The organism is Streptomyces sp. NPDC089799 (assembly GCF_040684755.1).
Lineage (GTDB): Bacteria > Actinomycetota > Actinomycetes > Streptomycetales > Streptomycetaceae > Streptomyces.
Window position 1 is genome coordinate 108,191 of the sequence record NZ_JBFBGR010000013.1, and the last position, 18,723, is coordinate 126,913.

At 75.3% G+C, this 18,723-nt stretch carries 18 protein-coding genes; 9 read left to right on the plus strand and 9 right to left on the minus strand.

Annotated features, from left to right (window positions below; all coding sequences use genetic code 11):
- Positions 1–151: 151 nt before the first annotated feature.
- Positions 152–949, minus strand: a complete 798-nt coding sequence (locus AB0O36_RS16995; RefSeq protein ID WP_365110387.1) for a tyrosine-protein phosphatase — start codon at positions 947–949, stop codon at positions 152–154.
- Positions 950–1,182: 233 nt separating this feature from the next.
- Between AB0O36_RS16995 and AB0O36_RS17000 the strand changes: the two genes are divergently transcribed.
- Both AB0O36_RS17000 and AB0O36_RS17005 read left to right on the plus strand, forming a co-directional pair.
- Entirely contained in the window at positions 1,183–1,956 is a 774-nt protein-coding gene (locus AB0O36_RS17000) for a hypothetical protein (protein ID WP_365110389.1), read from the plus strand.
- 59 nt (positions 1,957–2,015) lie between these two features.
- Positions 2,016–3,536, plus strand: a complete 1,521-nt coding sequence (locus tag AB0O36_RS17005; protein WP_365110392.1) for a PepSY domain-containing protein — start codon at positions 2,016–2,018, stop codon at positions 3,534–3,536.
- Positions 3,537–3,665: 129 nt separating this feature from the next.
- On the opposite strand, the gene AB0O36_RS17010 is transcribed toward AB0O36_RS17005, so the two are convergent.
- Entirely contained in the window at positions 3,666–4,289 is a 624-nt protein-coding gene (locus tag AB0O36_RS17010; RefSeq protein WP_365110394.1) for a winged helix-turn-helix domain-containing protein, read from the minus strand.
- Between the two features lie 520 nt (positions 4,290–4,809).
- Positions 4,810–5,829, minus strand: coding sequence for a glutamine synthetase (gene glnII, locus AB0O36_RS17015; RefSeq protein WP_365110397.1), 1,020 nt, complete (start codon positions 5,827–5,829; stop codon positions 4,810–4,812).
- A 233-nt stretch (positions 5,830–6,062) separates the two neighbouring features.
- Between glnII and AB0O36_RS17020 the strand changes: the two genes are divergently transcribed.
- Entirely contained in the window at positions 6,063–7,133 is a 1,071-nt protein-coding gene (locus AB0O36_RS17020; RefSeq protein WP_365110399.1) for a Gfo/Idh/MocA family oxidoreductase, read from the plus strand.
- Positions 7,134–7,201: 68 nt separating this feature from the next.
- On the opposite strand, the gene AB0O36_RS17025 is transcribed toward AB0O36_RS17020, so the two are convergent.
- The 3 genes from AB0O36_RS17025 to AB0O36_RS17035 all read right to left on the minus strand — a co-directional run bounded on the left by AB0O36_RS17025 (position 7,202) and on the right by AB0O36_RS17035 (position 10,163).
- Positions 7,202–7,801, minus strand: coding sequence for a hypothetical protein (locus tag AB0O36_RS17025; protein WP_365110402.1), 600 nt, complete (start codon positions 7,799–7,801; stop codon positions 7,202–7,204).
- Between the two features lie 227 nt (positions 7,802–8,028).
- Positions 8,029–9,513, minus strand: a complete 1,485-nt coding sequence (locus tag AB0O36_RS17030) for a PLP-dependent aminotransferase family protein (protein ID WP_365110404.1) — start codon at positions 9,511–9,513, stop codon at positions 8,029–8,031.
- A 278-nt stretch (positions 9,514–9,791) separates the two neighbouring features.
- Positions 9,792–10,163 carry an ArsC/Spx/MgsR family protein gene (locus tag AB0O36_RS17035; protein ID WP_365110407.1) on the minus strand — a complete coding sequence of 124 codons (372 nt, stop codon included), beginning with the start codon at positions 10,161–10,163 and terminating at the stop codon, positions 9,792–9,794.
- 145 nt (positions 10,164–10,308) lie between these two features.
- Here AB0O36_RS17035 and AB0O36_RS17040 point away from each other — a divergent pair, with 145 nt between their 5' ends.
- Entirely contained in the window at positions 10,309–10,563 is a 255-nt protein-coding gene (locus tag AB0O36_RS17040) for a hypothetical protein (RefSeq protein ID WP_365110409.1), read from the plus strand.
- A gap of 54 nt (positions 10,564–10,617) precedes the next feature.
- On the opposite strand, the gene AB0O36_RS17045 is transcribed toward AB0O36_RS17040, so the two are convergent.
- Both AB0O36_RS17045 and AB0O36_RS17050 read right to left on the minus strand, forming a co-directional pair.
- Positions 10,618–10,842 (minus strand): hypothetical protein, encoded by a 225-nt coding sequence (locus tag AB0O36_RS17045; RefSeq protein WP_365110412.1) that lies wholly within the window; start codon positions 10,840–10,842, stop codon positions 10,618–10,620.
- A gap of 195 nt (positions 10,843–11,037) precedes the next feature.
- Positions 11,038–12,153 (minus strand): PP2C family protein-serine/threonine phosphatase, encoded by a 1,116-nt coding sequence (locus AB0O36_RS17050; protein WP_365110415.1) that lies wholly within the window; start codon positions 12,151–12,153, stop codon positions 11,038–11,040.
- Positions 12,154–12,418: 265 nt separating this feature from the next.
- On the opposite strand from AB0O36_RS17050, the gene AB0O36_RS17055 reads away from it, so the two are divergent.
- The 3 genes from AB0O36_RS17055 to AB0O36_RS17065 all read left to right on the plus strand — a co-directional run bounded on the left by AB0O36_RS17055 (position 12,419) and on the right by AB0O36_RS17065 (position 15,785).
- Positions 12,419–13,084, plus strand: coding sequence for a VIT family protein (locus AB0O36_RS17055; RefSeq protein ID WP_365110597.1), 666 nt, complete (start codon positions 12,419–12,421; stop codon positions 13,082–13,084).
- Between the two features lie 155 nt (positions 13,085–13,239).
- Complete coding sequence (locus tag AB0O36_RS17060) at positions 13,240–14,145, plus strand: TIGR01777 family oxidoreductase (protein WP_365110418.1); 906 nt, start codon at positions 13,240–13,242, stop codon at positions 14,143–14,145.
- Positions 14,146–14,540: 395 nt separating this feature from the next.
- The gene (locus AB0O36_RS17065; RefSeq protein WP_365110421.1) at positions 14,541–15,785 is read left to right on the plus strand and encodes an FAD-dependent oxidoreductase; all 1,245 of its coding nucleotides are present in this window, start codon (positions 14,541–14,543) and stop codon (positions 15,783–15,785) included.
- Positions 15,786–15,900: 115 nt separating this feature from the next.
- On the opposite strand, the gene AB0O36_RS17070 is transcribed toward AB0O36_RS17065, so the two are convergent.
- Positions 15,901–17,340, minus strand: coding sequence for a regulator (locus AB0O36_RS17070; RefSeq protein WP_365110423.1), 1,440 nt, complete (start codon positions 17,338–17,340; stop codon positions 15,901–15,903).
- A gap of 174 nt (positions 17,341–17,514) precedes the next feature.
- Here AB0O36_RS17070 and AB0O36_RS17075 point away from each other — a divergent pair, with 174 nt between their 5' ends.
- Together AB0O36_RS17075 and lipB are read left to right on the plus strand one after the other, a co-directional pair.
- Positions 17,515–17,817 carry a hypothetical protein gene (locus AB0O36_RS17075; protein ID WP_365110425.1) on the plus strand — a complete coding sequence of 101 codons (303 nt, stop codon included), beginning with the start codon at positions 17,515–17,517 and terminating at the stop codon, positions 17,815–17,817.
- Between the two features lie 43 nt (positions 17,818–17,860).
- Complete coding sequence (gene lipB, locus AB0O36_RS17080; RefSeq protein ID WP_365110427.1) at positions 17,861–18,685, plus strand: lipoyl(octanoyl) transferase LipB; 825 nt, start codon at positions 17,861–17,863, stop codon at positions 18,683–18,685.
- Positions 18,686–18,723 lie beyond the last annotated feature (38 nt).

Consider the following 18,723-nt stretch of genomic DNA (forward strand, 5'->3'; position numbering starts at 1 on the left):
CTCGGTCCGCGGCCCCGCCGCTTTATTTGGGGGGGCGCGCCCGGGCCCCCCCCCCCCCCCCACGGCCGTTTCCGGCCCGGCACGGGATCCGAGGGACGCCGCCCACGGCCCGTCCGGCGGGATCGGGGTCGGGGTCGGGGTCGGACGGGCCCTAGCCGTCGATCAGGCGGGCGCGCAGCGCCTCGACCGTCTCGTCCGGGACGCCCAGGCCCTCGCGGACGTACTTCTCCATCGACCCGTAGCGCGTGCCGACCTCGTCCAGCGCGGCCTCCAGGTACGCCGGGACCACGCCGATCAGGGCCAGCGCGATGTCCGGGTTGCCACCGGCCGCCGTGAAGCCCTCGATCATCGGGGCGAAGGCCTGCCGGACCGCCGGATTGACCGACAGGTACTCGGCCATCAGGGTCTCGTCGTCCGCACCGAGCAGGGCCAGGACCACGGTCGCGCCCCATCCGGTGCGGTCCTTGCCCGCCGTGCAGTGGAACAGCACCGGGCCGGCCGCGGGGTCGGCGAGCTCGGTCAGCAGGGTGCGGTAGGCGGCCTGGCCGGAGGCGGAGCCGACGAAGGACCGGTAGATGTCGCCGAACAGCGCCTCCACCTTGCCGCCACCGAGGTGCTCCTCCGCCATCACCGGGTCGGAGAGGACGTCCTTGAGCTGCGCGGCCACCGGAACCCGGCCCGAGTTCATCTTGTCCGCCAGTACGTCCTCCACCAGCAGGCGGGCGCCCTCGGGGACCCGGTCGGGGTGGTCGCCGCGCTCGGCGCCGGTGCGGAAGTCCAGGACCGTGCGCACGCCCATGGCGGCCACCGCCGGGTCGGCCGCCAGGTCCAGCCGGTCGAGCTGCCCCGAGCGGAACACCAGGCCGCTGCGGACGGTGCGGCCGTCGGCGAGCGGGGTGCCGCCGAGGTCGCGGAGGTTGGCGACGGTGGTGGACGCGATGGCGGTCATGGTGGCGGCTCCTGGGGCACGAACGGGCCGGCCGGCCGGACGGCCCGGGGGCCGGACGACCGGCTCAGCTGCACAGCTGAGTCATGTGATTTTCCGATGTTTTGTTGAGGAAAGGTAATCGACGGTGATCTCGTGCCCGACCCGGGCGTGTGACACCTCGCAGCTCACCCGCCCTCCCCGGGCCGCGCGGGGGGTGGCACCATGGAGCGGCCATGCCAAGGGAATCCGCGCCGATGCGCGTCACACGGGCCGCGATGTTCGCGGCGGTGTGCGTGGCATTGGCCGCGATGGGGCATTCGTCCATGTCCGGCACGGATGTACCGATCGCAGGTCTGGTGGCCGCCTTCGGGGTGACGGCCGCACTCGCCTGGCTGGGCGCCGGCCGGCGCCGCGGTCCGGCGGGCATCGCCCTCTCGCTCCTGGCCGTCCAGGGCGTCCTGCACACGGTCTTCTCGGCGGCTCAGGCCGGCGCGGCGGCGGGCGGCGGCGCCGACGCGGGGGCGGCCGTGCATGCGGGCGCGGCCGTGCACATGGGCACTCACACGGGTGCCGACATGCACATGGGCGCGGGCATGCACTCGGGCATGCACCCGGGCATTCACGCGGGCATGGAGATGGGTGCCGGTGCCGGCGCCGGTGCCGACATGGGTACGGCCATGGGTGACATGGCGGGCATGGCCGGCCACGGGGGGCTCGGCATGGTGGCCGCCCACGTGCTCGCCGGACTGTTCTGCGCGCTGTGGCTGGCCCGCGGCGAAGCCGCCGTCTTCCGGCTGGCGCGCGCCCTGCGCGTACGCGCAGCCGCGGCCGCCGGACCGCTGCGCCGGGTGCTGGCCCTCGTACGGGCCTCGGTTCCCGTACCGCCGGCCCGCCCCGCGTTCGCCCGGCCGTACGCACCCCCGCGCCGGCTGCGCGGGGCCGTGCACGCCCATGCCGTGGTCCGGCGGGGTCCGCCGCGGGGGCTCCGCACCCGCGCCACGGCTCCCGTCCGTCCTGTCTTCGCCTGAGCGAACCGGCGTGACCTGGGGCCGATTTCCCCATGTCTTCGCCCACACCTAGGACTGTCATGGCCATTGACGGCATACCGGACACCCGCGTCCGGGACGAGAACGACAAGAACGACGGGAACCCCGGGGCGGCAGCCGCCCCGACCTCCGACGGCCCCGGAGCCCCCTGGGCCGGCAAGGCCGGCAAGGCCGGCAAGACAGGCAAGAGCGGCTGGGCGGCCGTCCGCCCCCTGCTGCTGCGCCTGCACTTCTACGCGGGCGTCCTCATCGCCCCGCTGCTCTTCCTGGCCGCCGTGACGGGGCTGCTCTACGCCCTCTCCTTCCAGGCCGAGAAGATCATCTACTCGGACGAGCTGACCGTCGCGAAGGTCGGCCAGTCCGCCCTGCCGCTGAGCGAGCAGGTCAAGGCCGCCCAGGAGGCCGCCCCCAAGGGCGAGGTCGTCGGGGTCTGGCCCGGACCCGACGCCGAGGCGACCACCCGGGTGGTCATGGAGAGCCCCGAGGTCGGTGCGGAGGAGACCCTCACCGTCTTCGTGGACCCCTACACGGCCGAGGTCCGCGGCAAGCTCGCCACCTCCGGTGACGCGCTCCCGCTGCGCGCCTGGCTGAGCGAGTTCCACGCCAGCCTCCAGCTCGGCGAATCCGGACGCATCTACAGCGAGCTCGCGGCCAGCTGGATGTGGGTGGTCGCGCTCGGCGGCCTCGCCCTGTGGATCGGCCGGCGGCGCGACCGCAAGGCGCAGCTGCTGGTGCCGGACCGCAAGGCGGCGCCGGGCCGCCGCCGGACGCTGTCCTGGCACGGTGCGGTCGGCCTGTGGGCCGCCGCCGGCCTGGTGGTGCTCTCCGCCACCGGCCTGACCTGGTCGACGTACGCCGGTGAGAACATCGGGCAGCTGCAGGACCGGCTCGGCGGGGCCACCCCGTCCGTTTCCGCCTCCATCGGCGGCGGCGCCGACGCGGGCGCCGACGAGCACGCCGGCCACAAGATCGACGCCGACGGCAACATGGTGATGCCGCCGCGCGTCGACGTCGGCGTCGACAAGGTCCTCGCGGCCGCGCGGGCCGCCGGGGTGACCGAAAGCGTGCAGATCACCATGCCGGCGAACGGCAAGGGCTATGTCGTCAAGGAGCGGGACAAGACCTTCCCGGTCCACCTGGACGCCGTGTCCGTGGACCCGGCGGACGGCCGGGTGATGGACGAACTCCGTTTCGCGGACTACCCGTTGCTCGCCCAGCTGACCCGTTTCGGCATCGACGTCCACATGGGCCTGCTGTTCGGCCTGGTCAACCAGCTGGCCCTGGCGGCACTCGCGATCGGGCTGATGTTCCTGGTGTTCTGGGGCTACCGCATGTGGTGGCTGCGCCGTCCCACCAAGGAGCGGGCCCTGTCCGTCGGCCGGGCGCAGCCGCGCGGCGCCTGGCGGAAGCTGCCGGTGACCGTGCTGCTGCCGCTGGCGGCGGTGACGGCGCTGGTCGGGTGGTTCGTCCCGTTGCTGGGGATCAGCCTGGTGGCGTTCCTGGTGGTCGACGTACTGCTCGGCCTGGTGGCCGGGCGCCGCGACAAGGCCGCCGCGGCCTGACGGTGAGCGGCGCACGAGGTGAGCGTCGCGTGGGGTGAGCACCGCGTGAGGTGTGCACCTCGTGCGCTCACCGCGTGATGCGGGTGGGCCCGTACTCCCGGAGGGGGGAGTACGGGCCCGCCGTCATGCTCAGGGTGCGTACTTGTAGCCCACCCGGCGGACCGTCTGGATCGAGCCGCGGTGCTGCGCGCCGAGCTTCCGGCGCAGCCGGGCGACGTGGACGTCGACGGTGCGGCCGTCCCCGACGTGGCCGTAGCCCCAGACCGTGGTGACCAGCTGGTCCCGGCTGTGCACCCGGTGCGGGTGCGCGACCAGGTGGGCGAGCAGCTCGAACTCCAGGTAGGTCAGGTCCAGGACGCGCCCGTCGACCTCGGCGGTGCGCCGCGCCGCGTCGATCCGTACGAGGGCGTCCCCGGTGACGGCCGACGCCGACGCGGTCGGAGCGGGTGCGCCGGCGGCGGTCTGGTCGGGAGCGGCCGCCGGGACGGCGGGGCGCGGTACGAGGCCGAGCGGCGGCTGCTGGTCGGCCGGTACGAGGACCAGGTAGCCGATCATCGGCGGCTGGCCCGGGAGGGTCGGCAGGGTGTGCGCCGGCGCGGGCAGCCAGGTGGCGCCGGGCGGCAGCAGGTCCACGACCCGGGCCACCTCGTCCCGGTCCACGGCGCGCAGCCGGTGCCGGGGGAACGCGGCGGGGGCGGACGCGTGGGGATGGGGCGCGGTCGCAGCGGAGGAGAGGGTACGGGTGTTCGCCATGAGTGGTCAGCTCTTTCACGCGAGTCGGCAGAAGACTGGACGAGGTGCGGACGCATTGCGTCGTAGTCGTGCCGCGCAGACCGAAGGACTTCGGGGAACCGGTGTGGTGTCGGGTCCGGGAAGGCGTTAGAGGGTCGGCGCGTTCTCCGCGCGACAACACACCCGGTCGAAGTCGTGGTGCTGACGGGAGGGCCAGAACGGCTCGAGGTCGCTGCGACCTGTCGAGGTGTGCGGGTGGCTGGCCATGGCGATATTGAAGCAGACAGGGGCCACCAGGGGCAGTGCGCGTCTCAGCCAATGGATCGGAGTCTCATATTCAGCGCCGCATTTCGGATTTGTCCTGAATTGAAGGAGCCATTCCGTTGTTTCGGCGAGGTGGCCCGCATGTGTCCGTATCGCATGCTGGGCACGCCGGCGCTCCGGCACTCCGGCGGTCCCGGGAACGCGGCGGCGCCCGCCGGGAGGAGTCCCGGCGGGCGCCGTGCGTACGGAGTGCGTGCGGAGAGGAGTGCGGGGCGGGTCAGACCAGGCCGGCCTTCTCCAGTCCGGTGCAGCAGGTGTCCACGATCAGCCGGGTCACCACGTACGGGTCCACGTTCGCGTTCGGGCGGCGGTCCTCGATGTAGCCCTTGCCGTCCTTCTCGACCTGCCACGGGATGCGGACCGAGGCGCCGCGGTCCGAGACGCCGTAGCTGAACTCGTTCCACGGGGCGGTCTCGTGCATGCCCGTCAGGCGCTTGTCGATGTCCGCGCCGTAGTTCTTCACGTGGTCCATCGGCTTGCTGCCCTCGCCCAGCGCCTCGCACGCGGCGATGATCGCGCGGTAGTCCTCGCGCATCGCCTTCGTGGAGAAGTTGGTGTGCGCGCCGGCGCCGTTCCAGTCGCCCTGCACCGGCTTGGGGTTGAGCGTGGCCGAGACGTTGAACTCCTCGGCCGTGCGGTAGAGCAGCCAGCGCGCGATCCACAGCTGGTCGGCAACCTCCAGCGGGCCGATCGGGCCGACCTGGAACTCCCACTGGCCGGGCATGACCTCGGCGTTGATGCCGGAGATGGCCAGTCCGGCGGCCAGGCAGTTGTCCAGGTGCTTCTCGACGATCTCGCGGCCGAAGATCTCGTCCGAGCCGACGCCGCAGTAGTAGCCGCCCTGCGCGGCCGGGAAGCCGCCGACCGGGAAGCCGAGCGGGCGGGCCCCGTCGAAGAAGGTGTACTCCTGCTCGATGCCGAAGATCGCCTCCTGCCCGGCGAACTTCTCGGCCACCGGCCGGAGCAGGGCCCGGGTGTTGGAGGAGTGCGGGGTCATGTCGATGTTCAGGACCTCGCACAGCACCAGTACGTTGTTCCCGCCGCGGATCGGGTCCGGGCAGGAGAAGACCGGCTGCAGCACGCGGTCGGAGGCGTGGCCCTCGGCCTGGTTGGTGCTCGAACCGTCGAAGCCCCACACGGGGAGCTCCGCACCGTCTTCGAGGACCTTCGTCTTGGAGCGAAGCTTCGCGGTCGGCTCGGTGCCGTCGATCCAGATGTACTCAGCCTTGTAGCTCACGGGGCCCCATCCTCAGACTCTGCGGGTGCTGCATACGGGTGCGGGTGCTGCCGGGCACTGCGGGTGCTGCGGGTCGCTGCGGTGATGACCGCAGCGTGCCCCGTCGCGATTTCCCTTCCGTTGCCCGTGTGTGAACCCCGTGTTACCGGGGGTTCCGGCCCAGGTCGGGCCCGCGGTGCGGGTCGGGCGGGGTGCGTCCGTCCGGGGGTCGGCCCGTAGGGCAGACTGGCCGCGTGACCATTTCGTACGATTTGACCGCCGAGTCGAGTGGCCGTCCCGGCCCCCTGCCCCGCATCGGCCTGCTCGGCACCGGTCCCTGGGCCCACCGCACCCACGCCCCCGCCCTCGCCGCCCATGCCGGCTCCGAGTTCGCCGGGGTCTGGGGCCGCCGCCCGGAGGCCGCCGCCGGGCTCGCGGAGAAGCACGGCGTGAAGGTGTACGAGGACCCCGACGCGCTGTTCGCGGACTGTGACGCCGTGGCCTTCGCCCTGCCGCCGGACGTCCAGGCCCCGCTGGCCGTCCGTGCCGCCGCGGCCGGCTGCCACCTGCTGCTGGACAAGCCGGTCGCCACGAACGTCGCCGACGCCCGCGCCGTCGCCGAGGCCGCCGACCGGCACGGAGTGGCCTCGGTCGTCTTCCTCACCCTCCGGTTCGCCGAGCCCGCGGCCGGCTGGGTGGCCGAACAGGCGGGCCGGAAGGGCTGGTTCACCGCGTCCGCGCACTGGCTCGGCGCGGTCTTCGGACCCGGCGGCGACGCCGGCGCGGCGGGTGCGCCCAGCCCGTACGCCGACTCGCCCTGGCGCCGCGCCAAGGGCGGGCTGTGGGACGTCGGGCCGCACGCCCTGTCCGTCCTGATCCCGGTGCTCGGCGACGTCACCGACGTCACCGCCGCCCGCGGGCCCGCCGGTACGGTCACCCTGCTGCTCCGGCACGACTCCGGCGCCGCCAGCACCGCCGTGCTCACCCTGGCCGCGCCGCGCGCGGCGGCCGGGGTCGGCCTGGAGCTGCGCGGTTCCGAGGGCGTGTTCGCGCTGCCCGACTGGGGCGACGTGCCGGGCGCGTACGGGCGGGCGGTGGACGCGCTGCTCACCGCGGCCCGCACCGGGGTGCCCGACCCGCGCGGGGCGTCGTTCGGCCTCCGGCTGACCGAGATCCTGGCGGCGGCGGAGGACCGACTGGCCGCGGCGGACGGACCGGCCGGGGTGGACGGACCGGCCGGGGTGGACGGACCGGCCGGGGTGGACGGACCGGCCGGGGCCGAGGGGCCGGCTGCGGCGGGCGGGCCTGTCGGCGGGGCCGGCTGAAGGTCTGCCGGTCTGCCGGGCTGACGGGCCGCCGGTCTGCCGGTCTGCCGGGCCGACGGTCTGCCGGTCTACTTGATCAGCGCGTTGGCCACGATGATCGCGACGCCGATGCAGGCGTCGGCCCCGCCGATCGCCAGCGCGGACGCCATGCGGTAGCCCCGGCGCAGGGCGATGAACGTGCCCCAGGTGAACAGCAGGGCGGTGTTCAGGGCGAGGCCCGCGGTGGTGGCGTCGGGCTCGGCCCATCCGGCGACCCCGGCCAGCGCCAGCAGCAGCACGGTGGGAAGGGTGGCCGCCACCATCGGCCACTCCCGCCAGAGCGTGATCATCAGCAGCTGCCACCGGTGGCCCGCCGAGCCGCTCCGGTGGGAGGACATGTGGTGCGCGTACCCGTGGGCGAGCGCGGCGGTGATCGCCGTCACCAGCACCCAGCTGGCGTCGTAGAAGGGGGTGTACTCGTCGCCCTTCCGCTGCAGTGCGGCGAGCAGGCCGCTGGCCAGGACCGTGCCGTACACCGCGCCGAACAGCAGGTCCTGCACCTCGGGTGGGACGGGGGCGAGGGCGTCCGGGTCTCCTTCGGCGTCCGGGGTGGGGGCGGGGGCCGGGTCGGGGGCCGGAGTGCGGCGCGGGCCCTGGTCCGGGGCGGGGGCCGGCTGGTCGGCGGTCACGGCGTTCCTTCCGCTCGGGTGGTTGATATTGGCCCGTTCGAGGGCTTTTGTCCGACCTGGCCCACCCTACGAGACCCGGCTGTCGGATGTCCGTAGGCGGCCGTGACCTGCGGTGCCCCGGATGTCGCGGGCGACTCGGGTGGCTCCGGCGACTCGGATGGGCTCCGGCGGCTCGGGTGGTTCGGGCGGCTCGCGCGACCCGTGCGGCTCAGGGTGGCTTGGGCGGCTCAGGTGGCCCGGGTGACCTCCGCGACCACGCGGACGAGCGCCGCCAGGGCCTCCGTGAACGCCCGGTCGGGCAGGGCGGCGTATCCGACGACGAGTCCCTCGCGGACGGTTCCGGCGGAGGTGGCCGGGTGTGCGGGGTGGCGGTAGCCGGACAGCCCGTCGAGGGCGATGCCGGCCGCGCGGGCGGCTTCCAGGGCGGCCGGCTCGGTGCCGGGCGGCAACTCCAGCACCGCGTGCAGGCCGGCCGCGATCCCGGTCACCCGGACCTCCGGAGCCCCGGCCGCCAGTGCGGCGACGAGGCGGTCGCGCCGGTCCCGGTAGCGCTGCCGCATCCGCCGCACCTGGCGGTCGTACGCGCCGCACTCCAGGAAGTCCGCCAGTGCCAGCTGGTCCGGGGCGCCGGCCCAGGACTCCCGTACGCCCTTGGCCGCCAGCACCTCGTCGCGCACGCCGTCCGGCAGCACCAGCCAGCCGAGCCGGATGGCGGGGGAGAGGCTCTTGCTCAGCGATCCGGCGTAGACGACGTGGCCCGGGGCCAGGCCCTGCAGGGCGCCGACCGGCTTGCGGTCGTAGCGGAACTCCCCGTCGTAGTCGTCCTCCACGACCAGCGCTCCGGGGTGCGAGCGGGCCCACTCCACGGCGGCCGCCCGGCGGGAGGGGTGCAGGGTGGCGCCGGTCGGGAACTGGTGCGCGGGGGTGAGCAGCAGCGTCCGGACGGGGGAGGCGAGGACGTCCCGGAGGTCGGTCCGGGCGCCGTCGTCGTCCACGGGCACGGGGTGCGGGCGGATGCCGGCGGCGTCCAGGATCCCGTGGTGGAAGGGCAGGCCGTAGCCCTCGACGGCCCAGTCCCGGGGGCGGACGGCGGCGAGCAGCCGCAGCGCGTTGGCGAAGCCCGAGCAGACGACGACCCGATCGGGGTCGGCCCGTACGCCGCGGGCCCGGGCGAGGTACGAGGCGAGGGCCCGGCGCAGCTCCGGGCGGCCGCGGGGGTCGCCGGGGCCGAAGGCGTCGGAGGGGGCGGCGAGGACGGCGCGGCGGGCGGAGGCGGCCCATGCGGTGCGGGGGAAGGCGGCGGGGTCGGGCTTGCCCTGTGCGAGATCGAAGCGGGCGGGGGAGGCGGCGGGCGCCGGACCCGCGGCGCGCGCCATCCCGTCGGCCGGACCTTCGGCTCGCGCCGCGCTCTTGCCCGCGCCCTCGCCCATGCCCTCGCCCATGCCTTCGGCTCGCGCCAGGCCCTCGGGGACCCGGGTGCCGGAGCCCTGCCGGGCGGTGAGCCAGCCTTCGGCGACGAGCTCGGCGTACGCGTCGGCGACGGCGCCCCGCGCGATGCCGAGGTCGGCGGCGAGCGCGCGGTACGGCGGCAGCCGGGTCCCGCCGGCGAGCCGGCCGCTCCGCACGGCCTCGCGGAGCGCCCGCACGAGCGCGGGCCTGCGGGGGCCCTCCGGGGGAAGCTCCAGGTGCAGGTCGCTGCCGTCACGGGTCATGTGCCGACCCTACGTGCGGCTCCCCGGGCGACGGCCCCGGCGGGTCGGCGTGATGCCGCGCCCAAGGGGGCACCGCTTCAGCGGAGCAGAGCGGGGCTTCGGCCGGGCGGGAGCGAGCCCGTCGGGCGGCGTTCCGGTGTGCCCACCCCCCAGACTCCGTCCGGGGGGACCCCCACCCCCAAGTTCTCGACTTCGCTCGAACAGGGGGGTGGGACCCCCATCGCCCGGCGGAACGCCTGCCCACACCTCGGCGGGCCGGCACCCACACCTCGGGGAGGTCAGGCCCTGCGGGCGAGGGCGTCGCGGACTGCCTCGTCGGTGCGGGCCACCACTGCCGTGCCGTCGTCGGCGGTGATGATCGGCCGCTGGATCAGCTTCGGGTGCGCCGCCAGGTGCGCGATCCACCGGTCCCGCGCCTCCGCCGTCTCCTCCCGCGGCAGCTCCCGCACGCCGGTCTCCTTCGCGAGCGGGTCCGACGTACGGGTGATGTCCCACGGCTCCAGCCCCAGCCGGCCCAGCACCTCGCGGATCTCGGCCTCGTCGGGCACGTCGTCCAGGTAGCGCCGCACGGTGTACTCCGCGCCCTCGGCGTCGAGCAGCTGCACCGCGCTGCGGCACTTGGAACACGCGGGATTGATCCAGATCTCCATGCCCCCAGCCTAGGGGGCCGCCGCCGTCCCCCGCGCCCCTGCCGGGGCCTCCGCGCAAGCTGCCTGGCCAGCGCCTTTGTCAGTGCCGGAAAGTAGAATCGAAGGCAGAACGACAGAACGCCAACTACCGTTTGGGAGGCTGTAGATGGCCGCTGCCGCGATCATTTCCCCGCCGAGGAAGAAGCCCCTTCCGGCGGGTCTGCCGCGCGAGTGGTACGAGTCCCACAACCGCCGCCTCAAGGCCATGCGCCTGGCCATAACCCTGCTCGACTCCGGCACGTACGACGCGGAGCGCGCCACCAACCGCAAGATCCGCAACATGGCCGTCCGGACCGGCATACGGCGCCCGTCCAACACCACGTGCCGGATGGTGCGCTCCCTGATCCGCGACGCCCACTGACGCGACGCCCGCTCAGGCGCCGCCCGTGGTGTGGACCCGCACCGGCCCGGCGGATCACACGGACCCGGTGAGCCCTCCGGGCGCCGGGGCCGGGTCGGGGGCGGGGTCCACGACCCGTACGAGGCCGGTGTGGGTGCCGGAGCCGCTTCCGGTACCCGCGCCGGCACCGGCCGCGGAATCGTCCAGGCCGGACCAGACCACACCGACGAGGAGGCCGGCGGCAGCAGCCGTCGCCGTGGCCAGCGCCATGCGCCGCCGGTACTTCCGAGGTACCCGCATGCCCGGATCCCCTTTCGCTCGGCCGCCGGCTTCGGACGTCCGGCTTCCGGTTCTGTCGCCGTCGAGGGAACCACGAGAACCGGCCGCGCGGGACCCCTCGCCACGAATTGCGCACATCATCACAACAAAGCGGCCATACCCTGTCCGCCCCTCCGGATCCCGGCCGCTCCGCCCCTCCGGATCCCGGCCGCGCCCTCAGGCCGGCCCCGCCCCCGCCGGGACGGACAGCACCAGCACCGCCACGTCGTCCCGCGGGCCGCCTTCCGTGAAGGCCGCCAGGTCCCGCCACACCGCCGACACCACCTCCGCCGGCGGGTCCCCCGGCAGCGACACCACCGTCACCCGCCGCAGCAGCGGGTAGAAGTACCCCGACGCGTCCCGGGCCTCCGTCACCCCGTCGGTGTGCACGAGCAGCCGGTCGCCCGCCCGCACCGGTACGTCGACCACGGCCGGCGGCACCGCCCCCAGCAGCCCCAGCCCCAGCGGGGGCGCCGGATCCACCGCGACCTCCTCCGCCGTCGGCCCGCGCAACAGCAGCGCCGGAGGGTGCCCGCAGGAGACCACCCGCACCAGGTCCCGGCCGGGCGGGAACTCCACCAGCAGCGCCGTGGCGAACAGCTCCGTGTTCTCCTCCCCGGCCGCGTCCTCGACCAGCCGCCGGTCCAGCCGGGCGGCCACCTCGCCCAGCTCCGGATCGTCCAGCACCCCCTCGCGGAAGGCGCCGAGCAGCGAGGCGACCGTCCCCACCGCCGCCAGCCCGTGCCCCTGTACGTCCCCGACCAGCGCCCGCACCCCGTACGGGCTGATCCGTACGTCGTACAGGTCACCGCCGACCAGCGTGCCCTGCTGCGCCGCCCGGTACAGCCCCGCGCAGCGCACCGGCCCCACCTCCTCGGGCACCGGTGGCATCACGGCCAGCTGCGCCGCCTCCGCCACCGTCCGTACGCTCACCAGCTGGGCGTCCCGGCGCTTGCGCACCCAGGCGATGACCACGCTGAGCAGCCCCACGGTCGCGACCGTGTACAGGTCCGTGCCCTGGGCGTTGCCGACCCCCACCCCCAGCGCGGACAGGGCGAACAGCATCACCACGCCCACGGCGAAGACCGCCGTACCGGTCGCCCCGTACGCGAACGCGGCCATCGGCGGCACCGCGGCCAGGAAGTAGCCGAGCTCCACGGTGCCCGGTGTGGCCCGCTGCGCGGCCACCAGCACCACCGTGACCACCACCGGCGCGGCACGTGCCCAGCGCGGCGGCGGCGCCCCGCGCAGCCACCCCGGCTCCTGGCGTCCGTGTCGGCGTCCCCGTCTCACCCCTCCACCCTCATGCCGGGACCTGGCCCGCGCACCCCGGCCAGGCCGTGCGGGGTTCCCCCGGGTGGCCGCCGGGCCCCGCCGCCCCGAGAGTGGTCCCGTGGCAGACGATCCGCACGCGCCCGCCCGGAAGCCGCACGGCCGGGATCCACACGCCCGGAAGCCGCAGGCCCGGAAGCCGCAGGCCCGGAAGCCGCAGGCCCGGGAACCGCACGCCGAGGGACAGGGCGCCGAGGGACAGGGCGCCGAGGGACAGGGCGCCGCCATGAGCACCCGCCTCAACTGGCTCCGCGCGGGGGTGCTCGGCGCGAACGACGGGATCATCTCCACCGCCGGCCTGGTGGTGGGCGTGGCCGGCGCGACCACCTCCCGGACCGAGGTCCTCACCGCCGGGGTCGCCGGGCTGCTGGCCGGCTCGCTGTCCATGGCGGCCGGGGAGTACGTGTCCGTCAGCTCCCAGCGGGACTCCGAGCAGGCCGCCCTGGAACAGGAACGCCGCGAACTCGCCGAGGACCCCGAGGCGGAACTCGACGAGCTCACCGACCTGCTGGCCCGGCGCGGCCTCAGCAGTGACGTGGCCCGGGAGGCCGCCGTACAGCTCAGCGAGCGCGACGCGCTGCGCGCCCACGCCCGGGTCGAGCTCGGCATCGAGCCGGACCAGCTTGCGAACCCCTGGCACGCGGCCCTCGCCAGTTTCGCCGCCTTCACCGTCGGCGCGCTGCTGCCGCTGCTCGCGATCGTGCTGCCCGAGCCCTCGCAGCGGGTTCCGGTCACGGTGGCCGCCGTACTGCTCGCCCTCGTCGTGTGCGGCCTGCTCAGCGCCCGGCTGGGCGAGGCGCCGCCGCGGCGCGCGGTGCTGCGCAACGTGCTGGGCGGCGCCCTCGCCATGGCCGTCACGTACGCCGTCGGCAGCCTGCTCGGGTCCGGCTAGCCGTACGACGGCCGGGTGCCGGGGACCGAACGTCCCGGCGCCGAACGTCCCGGCACCGGTGAACCCGAGCCGGCTGCCGACGGCGAACCCGCCCCGGCGAACCCGCCCCGGCAGTTCGGCGCGGGCCCGTACGCACGGGCGCGCGCTCCCGCACAATGAGGCACATGCGGATCACGGTCACCGGCTCCACCGGACTCATCGGCACGGCCCTCGTCCGTTCGCTGCGCGCCGACGGCCACGAGGTGGTCCGCCTCGTACGCCGCACGCCCGCCGCCGCCGACGAGGCGCGCTGGGACCCCGGCACCGGCTATGTGGACCCGGCCGCACTGGCCGGCTGCGCGGCCGTGGTGAACCTGGCCGGCGCCGGCGTCGGCGACCGCCGGTGGACCGAGGCGTACAAGAAGGAGATCCGCAACAGCCGGGTGGTCGGCACGAGCACCCTGGCCCGGGCGGTCGCCGCCCTCGACCAGCGGCCGGCGGTGTTCCTCAACGCCTCCGCCGTCGGCTACTACGGCGACACCGGCGACCGGGTGGTCGACGAGGGCTTCCCGGCGGGCGAGGGCTTCCTGCCCTCGGTGTGCGTGGCCTGGGAGGCCGCCGCCGCTCCCGCCCACGAGGCGGGCGTACGCACCGTCTTCGCGCGCACCGGCCTGGTCGTGGCCCGGGAGGGCGGGGCCTGGGGCCGGATGTTCCCGCTGTTCCGGGCCGGCCTCGGCGGCAGGCTCGGCGACGGCCGCCAGTACTGGCCGTTCATCGCCCTGCCCGACCACGTCGCGGCGCTGCGCCACCTGCTCGACACTCCCGGGCTGTCCGGACCGGTCAACGTGTGCGCCCCCGAACCGCGGACCAACCGCGACATCACCGCGGCGATGGGGCGGGTGCTGCGCCGGCCGACGCCGTTCCCGGTGCCGGCCCCGGCGCTGCGGCTGGCCCTGGGGGAGATGGCGCAGGACGTGCTGGGCAGTCACCGGACCCGGCCCGCACGGCTGCTGGAATCCGGCTTCGCCTTCCGGTACCCGGACGTCGAGGGCGCGCTCCGCGCGGCACTGGACCGCGGCTAGCGGGTAGACCGGCCCCTGGGGCCCGGCCCTCTCCGGTCCCGCTCCTCTCCGCCACCGTCCCCGATCGCCTCCGGCACGGTCTCCGGCACCACCCCCGATCCCCTTCGCGCGGTCCCTGACCCCTTCGCGCGGTCCCCGATCCCCTCCGGGTCGTACCGGGCCACGCGTGAGCCCGTCCGGGCCACTCGCGAGCCCGTCCGGGCCGCGATGAGCCCCGTTCGGTCCCGTTCTGACCCCACACGATCGGACACCGACCGGTGTGCGACCGTCCGTGCCCCGGAAGCGACCGATGTGCGTCCGGATCCCGTCGTAATTCTGGCCCCGAACTCGGGTATTCCTGGATCCCGTTGGGGAAAGAGGACCAGACAAGCCGCGCCGACCTCGGGGAGGGGCACGTGCTCAGCAGCGCACACCACGCAGACGTCGTCATTGTGGGGGCCGGAGTCGCAGGACTCGCCGCGGCACACCACCTCATCGCGGCGGGGGTCTCGGTCGCCGTCCTGGAGGCCGCGGACGACCCCGGCGGCAGGATGGCCACGGAAGTGACGGGCGAGGGCTTCCGGCTGGACCGGATCGGCCGGTTCCTCGACACCTCCCATCCGGAACTCGACCGCACACCCGGGCTGGAGGACCTGGTGCTGCGCCCCTTCGCACCGGGCGCGCTGGTCCACACCGAGGACGGCCGCCGGCTCCGCGCCGGCACGGTCACCCCGGTCCGTGCCCTGGCCGGCCGCTCGCTGGACCAGGCCCGGATGGCCGCCCTCCTCGGGCGGCTGGCCGCCACCCCGGCGGAACGGCTGCTCGCCAGGCCGGAGCGCACCGCCGAGGCCGCCCTGCCGGCCCGCGGCGGGGCCCTGCTGCGGCCGCTGCTCGCGACCCTGCTCTGCGATCCGGCACTGGGTACGTCCAGCAGGGTCGCGGACCTGGCGCTGCGCGCCTTCGCCCAGGGGCGGCTGGCGGTGCCGGAGGGCGGCGCGGCGGCCCTGCCGGAGCGGCTTGCCGCGGCGCTGCCGCCGGGCACGGTGCTGACCGGGGTCCGGGTCCGGTCGGTCTCGGTGAACGTGGTCACCACCGCGGACCACGGCGAGTTCCGATGTCGGTCCGTCCTGCTCGCCACGGGGGCGCGGGCGGCGGCGGAACTGCTGCCGGGGCTCCGGGTGCCGGCCTTCCACGAGATCACCGTGCTGCACCACGCGACCCCCGGACCGCTGTCCTGGGACGGCTCGCTGCTCGTGGACGCGGACCCGCGGTGGCCGGTCTCGCACACCGTCGTGATGAGCGCGGTCGACCCCACCCGGGCCCCCGCCGGACGCGCCCTGGTCACCACCACGGTGCTCGGCCCGCCGCCGCCGATGCGGACGGTGGCCTCCCGGCTGGCCCGGCTGTACGACACGGCCACCGGCGACTGGGACCTGCTCGCCGTGCACCACACCGCCGAGGCCGTACCGGCCATGCCGCCGCCGTACGACATGCGGCGGCCGGTCCGGGTGCTGTCCGGGCTCTACGTGTGCGGGGACCACCGCGACACCAACACCGTGCCGGGCGCCCTCCACTCCTCCCGGCGCGCCGCCGCCGCGATCCTCCGCGACCTCGGCATCCCGCTCCCGGCCCCCGACCCGGCCGTCCCGGCCGCGGCCTGACCGCGGCCGGACCGCTCACGCTTCCCGCCCCGGCCCCGCCCGGCCCCGGCCAGGCAGAGGCCGGGGCAACGGCCGGGGCACAGGCCGGGGCAACGGCCGGGGCCGGGACCGTGCCTCACTGGAGGGTCGAGACGCGGTCGCGGTACTGCCGTACCGCGGCCGCCTCCCGGTAGGGCTCCAGCCGGCGCTCGAAGTCCCGTACGTACTCCACCGCCCGCACCGACCGCATCTCGTGCGCCTGCTGCGCCGCCTCCGCGCCCAGCGCGCACGCCTGCTCCAGTTCCCCCAGCCCCAGCCGCGCCGTGGCCAGGACCACCCGGCAGAACAGCCGGGACCGGGCCAGGCCCGCCGCGCGGAGCTGCAGCGAGCGCTCCGCGTGCTGCGCCGCCGCCCGGTACTGCTGCAGGTCCCGGTGGCAGTGGGCGAACTCGTCCGCCAGCTGCGCCTCGTCGTAGAAGCGGGCCCAGTGCGGTACGTCGTCCCCGGGCCGGCCCGCGCCCAGCGCCCGTTCCGCCCGCACCAGCGAGGCCGTCGCCGCCCGGACCTCGCCCAGCACCGCGTGCCCCCGCGCCTCCGAGGAGTGCAGCAGGGCCTGCACCACCGGCGGCGGCCCCGAGCCCACCCCCTGCTGCGCGACCCGCGCGAGCTGCACCGCCTCCCGGCCGTGCCCCAGGTAGACCGCCTGCCGGCTCATGGTGACCAGCACGTACGAGCCGTACGCCCGGTCGCCCGCCGCCTGGGCCAGCCGCAGCGCCTGCACGAAGTACCGCTGGGCCAGCCCGTGCGCGGCGATGTCGTACGAGGTCCAGCCCGCCAGCCGGGTCAGGTCCGCCGCGGCCGCGAACAGCCGCCGCCCCGTGGTCTCCCCGTACGTGCCGCGCAGCATCGGCTCCGCCTCGTGCTCCAGGTACCGCACCAGCGCCTGCCGCGCGTGCCCGCCGCCGTACGTCTGGTCCAGCGTCCGGAAGAGCTCCGCCACCGAACGCAGCGCGGCGATGTCCCCGGGGGTCACCCGCTGCCCCGGCCCCCGGTCGACCTGCCGCTGCCGGGGCACCTGGGCCGGCCGGCCCTGCAGCGGGACCCGGGCCGCCGCCGCGTCCGCGCGGCCGACCCGCTCGTCGGCCCGGCCGATCAGCCAGTCCCGGCTCGGGACGACCAGCCCGGCCGGGGTGAACGCGATCTTCCGCAGCTCCGCGTGCGAACCCGAGTCCTTGCGCCACAGCCCGCTCGCGATGTCCACGGCCTCCTCGGGCGTGGCCGCGAACTCCAGCCCGGCGTAGACCGGGGCGCACGCGTCGAGTCCGAGGTCCTGCGCCGAGAGCCGCCGCCCCAGCCGCCGGGTGAACACCTCCGCGATCAGCGCCGGGGTGGTGCCGCGCGGCTGCTGCCCGCGCAGCCACCGGGTCACGGAGGTCTTGTCGTACCGGAGGTCCAGTCCGTGTTCGAGGCCGAGCTGATCGACCCGGCGGGCCAGCCCCGCGTTGGAGAAGCCCGCTTCCGCGATCAGCGCAGCGAGCTGCCGGTTGGGGACGCGCTGCGCAGGTCGTTCCGTCATCAGCTTCCACGGTCTCCTGGGGTGACGGACCGGTCACCCGGCCCTGTGAACGGCGTGAATGTAGCGGCGAACTTCCCTCACACCGCCCGCTCTGCCCCACATTCATCCGATCGTGTGCAGAATCTGCACGGCTCTTTACGGCCGGGGGTGTCATCCCCGCGTACGCTGCGCCCCATGAGCCGCCCGCACCACCAGCTGCACCACCCGCCGCCCGGAGCGGACCCCCGCGGTGCGGCCACCCCCGACCGGGCCGTCCCCGAGACCACCGCCCCGCTGCCCGCACCCGAGCTGACCGAGTCGGAGTGCCGGCGCTGCGGCACGCTCATCGCGGGCCTGGACGGCCGCTACGCCTGCGGGGTCTGCGGCTGGGTCAACGACCACTCCGAAGGGCACCGGCGGCTGCCCCGCGCGGAGGAGGACCCGGACCGGCCGCGGGGCCGCCGGAAGCGGAATACGACCCCGCCGTACCCTTGCTGAGTGCGTTACGTGCATACGGCAGGTTCTACGAGGAGGCGCTGCGGTGGCTGAGCTGCGGTTTGTCCGACTGGGCTTCGGCCCGGAGGCGGTCGAGTACACCGAGGCATGGGAGGAGCAGCGGCGCGTCCACGCGGCCCGCTTCGCCGACGAGATCGAGGACACCTGCCTGCTCCTGGAGCACCCGCCCGTCTACACCGCGGGCCGGCGCACCGCCGACAGCGAGCGCCCCCTCGACGGCACCCCCGTGGTGGACGTGGACCGCGGCGGCAAGATCACCTGGCACGGCCCGGGCCAGCTGGTCGGCTACCCGATCATGAAGCTGCCCCGCCCGGTCGACGTGGTCGCCCACGTCCGCCGGCTGGAGGAGGCGCTGATCCGCACCGCCGCCGACTTCGGCCTGGCGACCACCCGGATCGAGGGCCGCAGCGGCGTCTGGGTGCTCGGCGACCCCGTCGGGGAACGCCCGAAGATCGGCGGCCTGTCCCTGGACTTCGACCCGCGTCTGGCCGACGAGGAGTTCGACCCCCGGCTGAACGGCCCCGAGTACGCCCCCTCCAACGCCGGCCAGCGCCGCGAGGACCGCAAGCTCGCCGCCATCGGCATCCGCGTGGCCAAGGGCGTCACCATGCACGGCTTCGCCCTCAACGTGAACCCGGACAGCACCTGGTTCGACCGGATCATCCCCTGCGGGATCCGGGACGCCGGTGTGACCTCCCTCTCGGAGGAACTGGGCCGCGAGATCACCATCGCCGAGGTCCTGCCAGTGGCCGAACGCCACCTGGCCGAGGTGATGGCCGGGGCGGTACTTGCCCCGCGCGAGATCGAGCCCCCGGTGGAGGCCCCCGCCCCCGCGGGGACCCCCGCCTGACCTACCGGCGGGTAGGCCCGTCCGGGAATGTCACATCG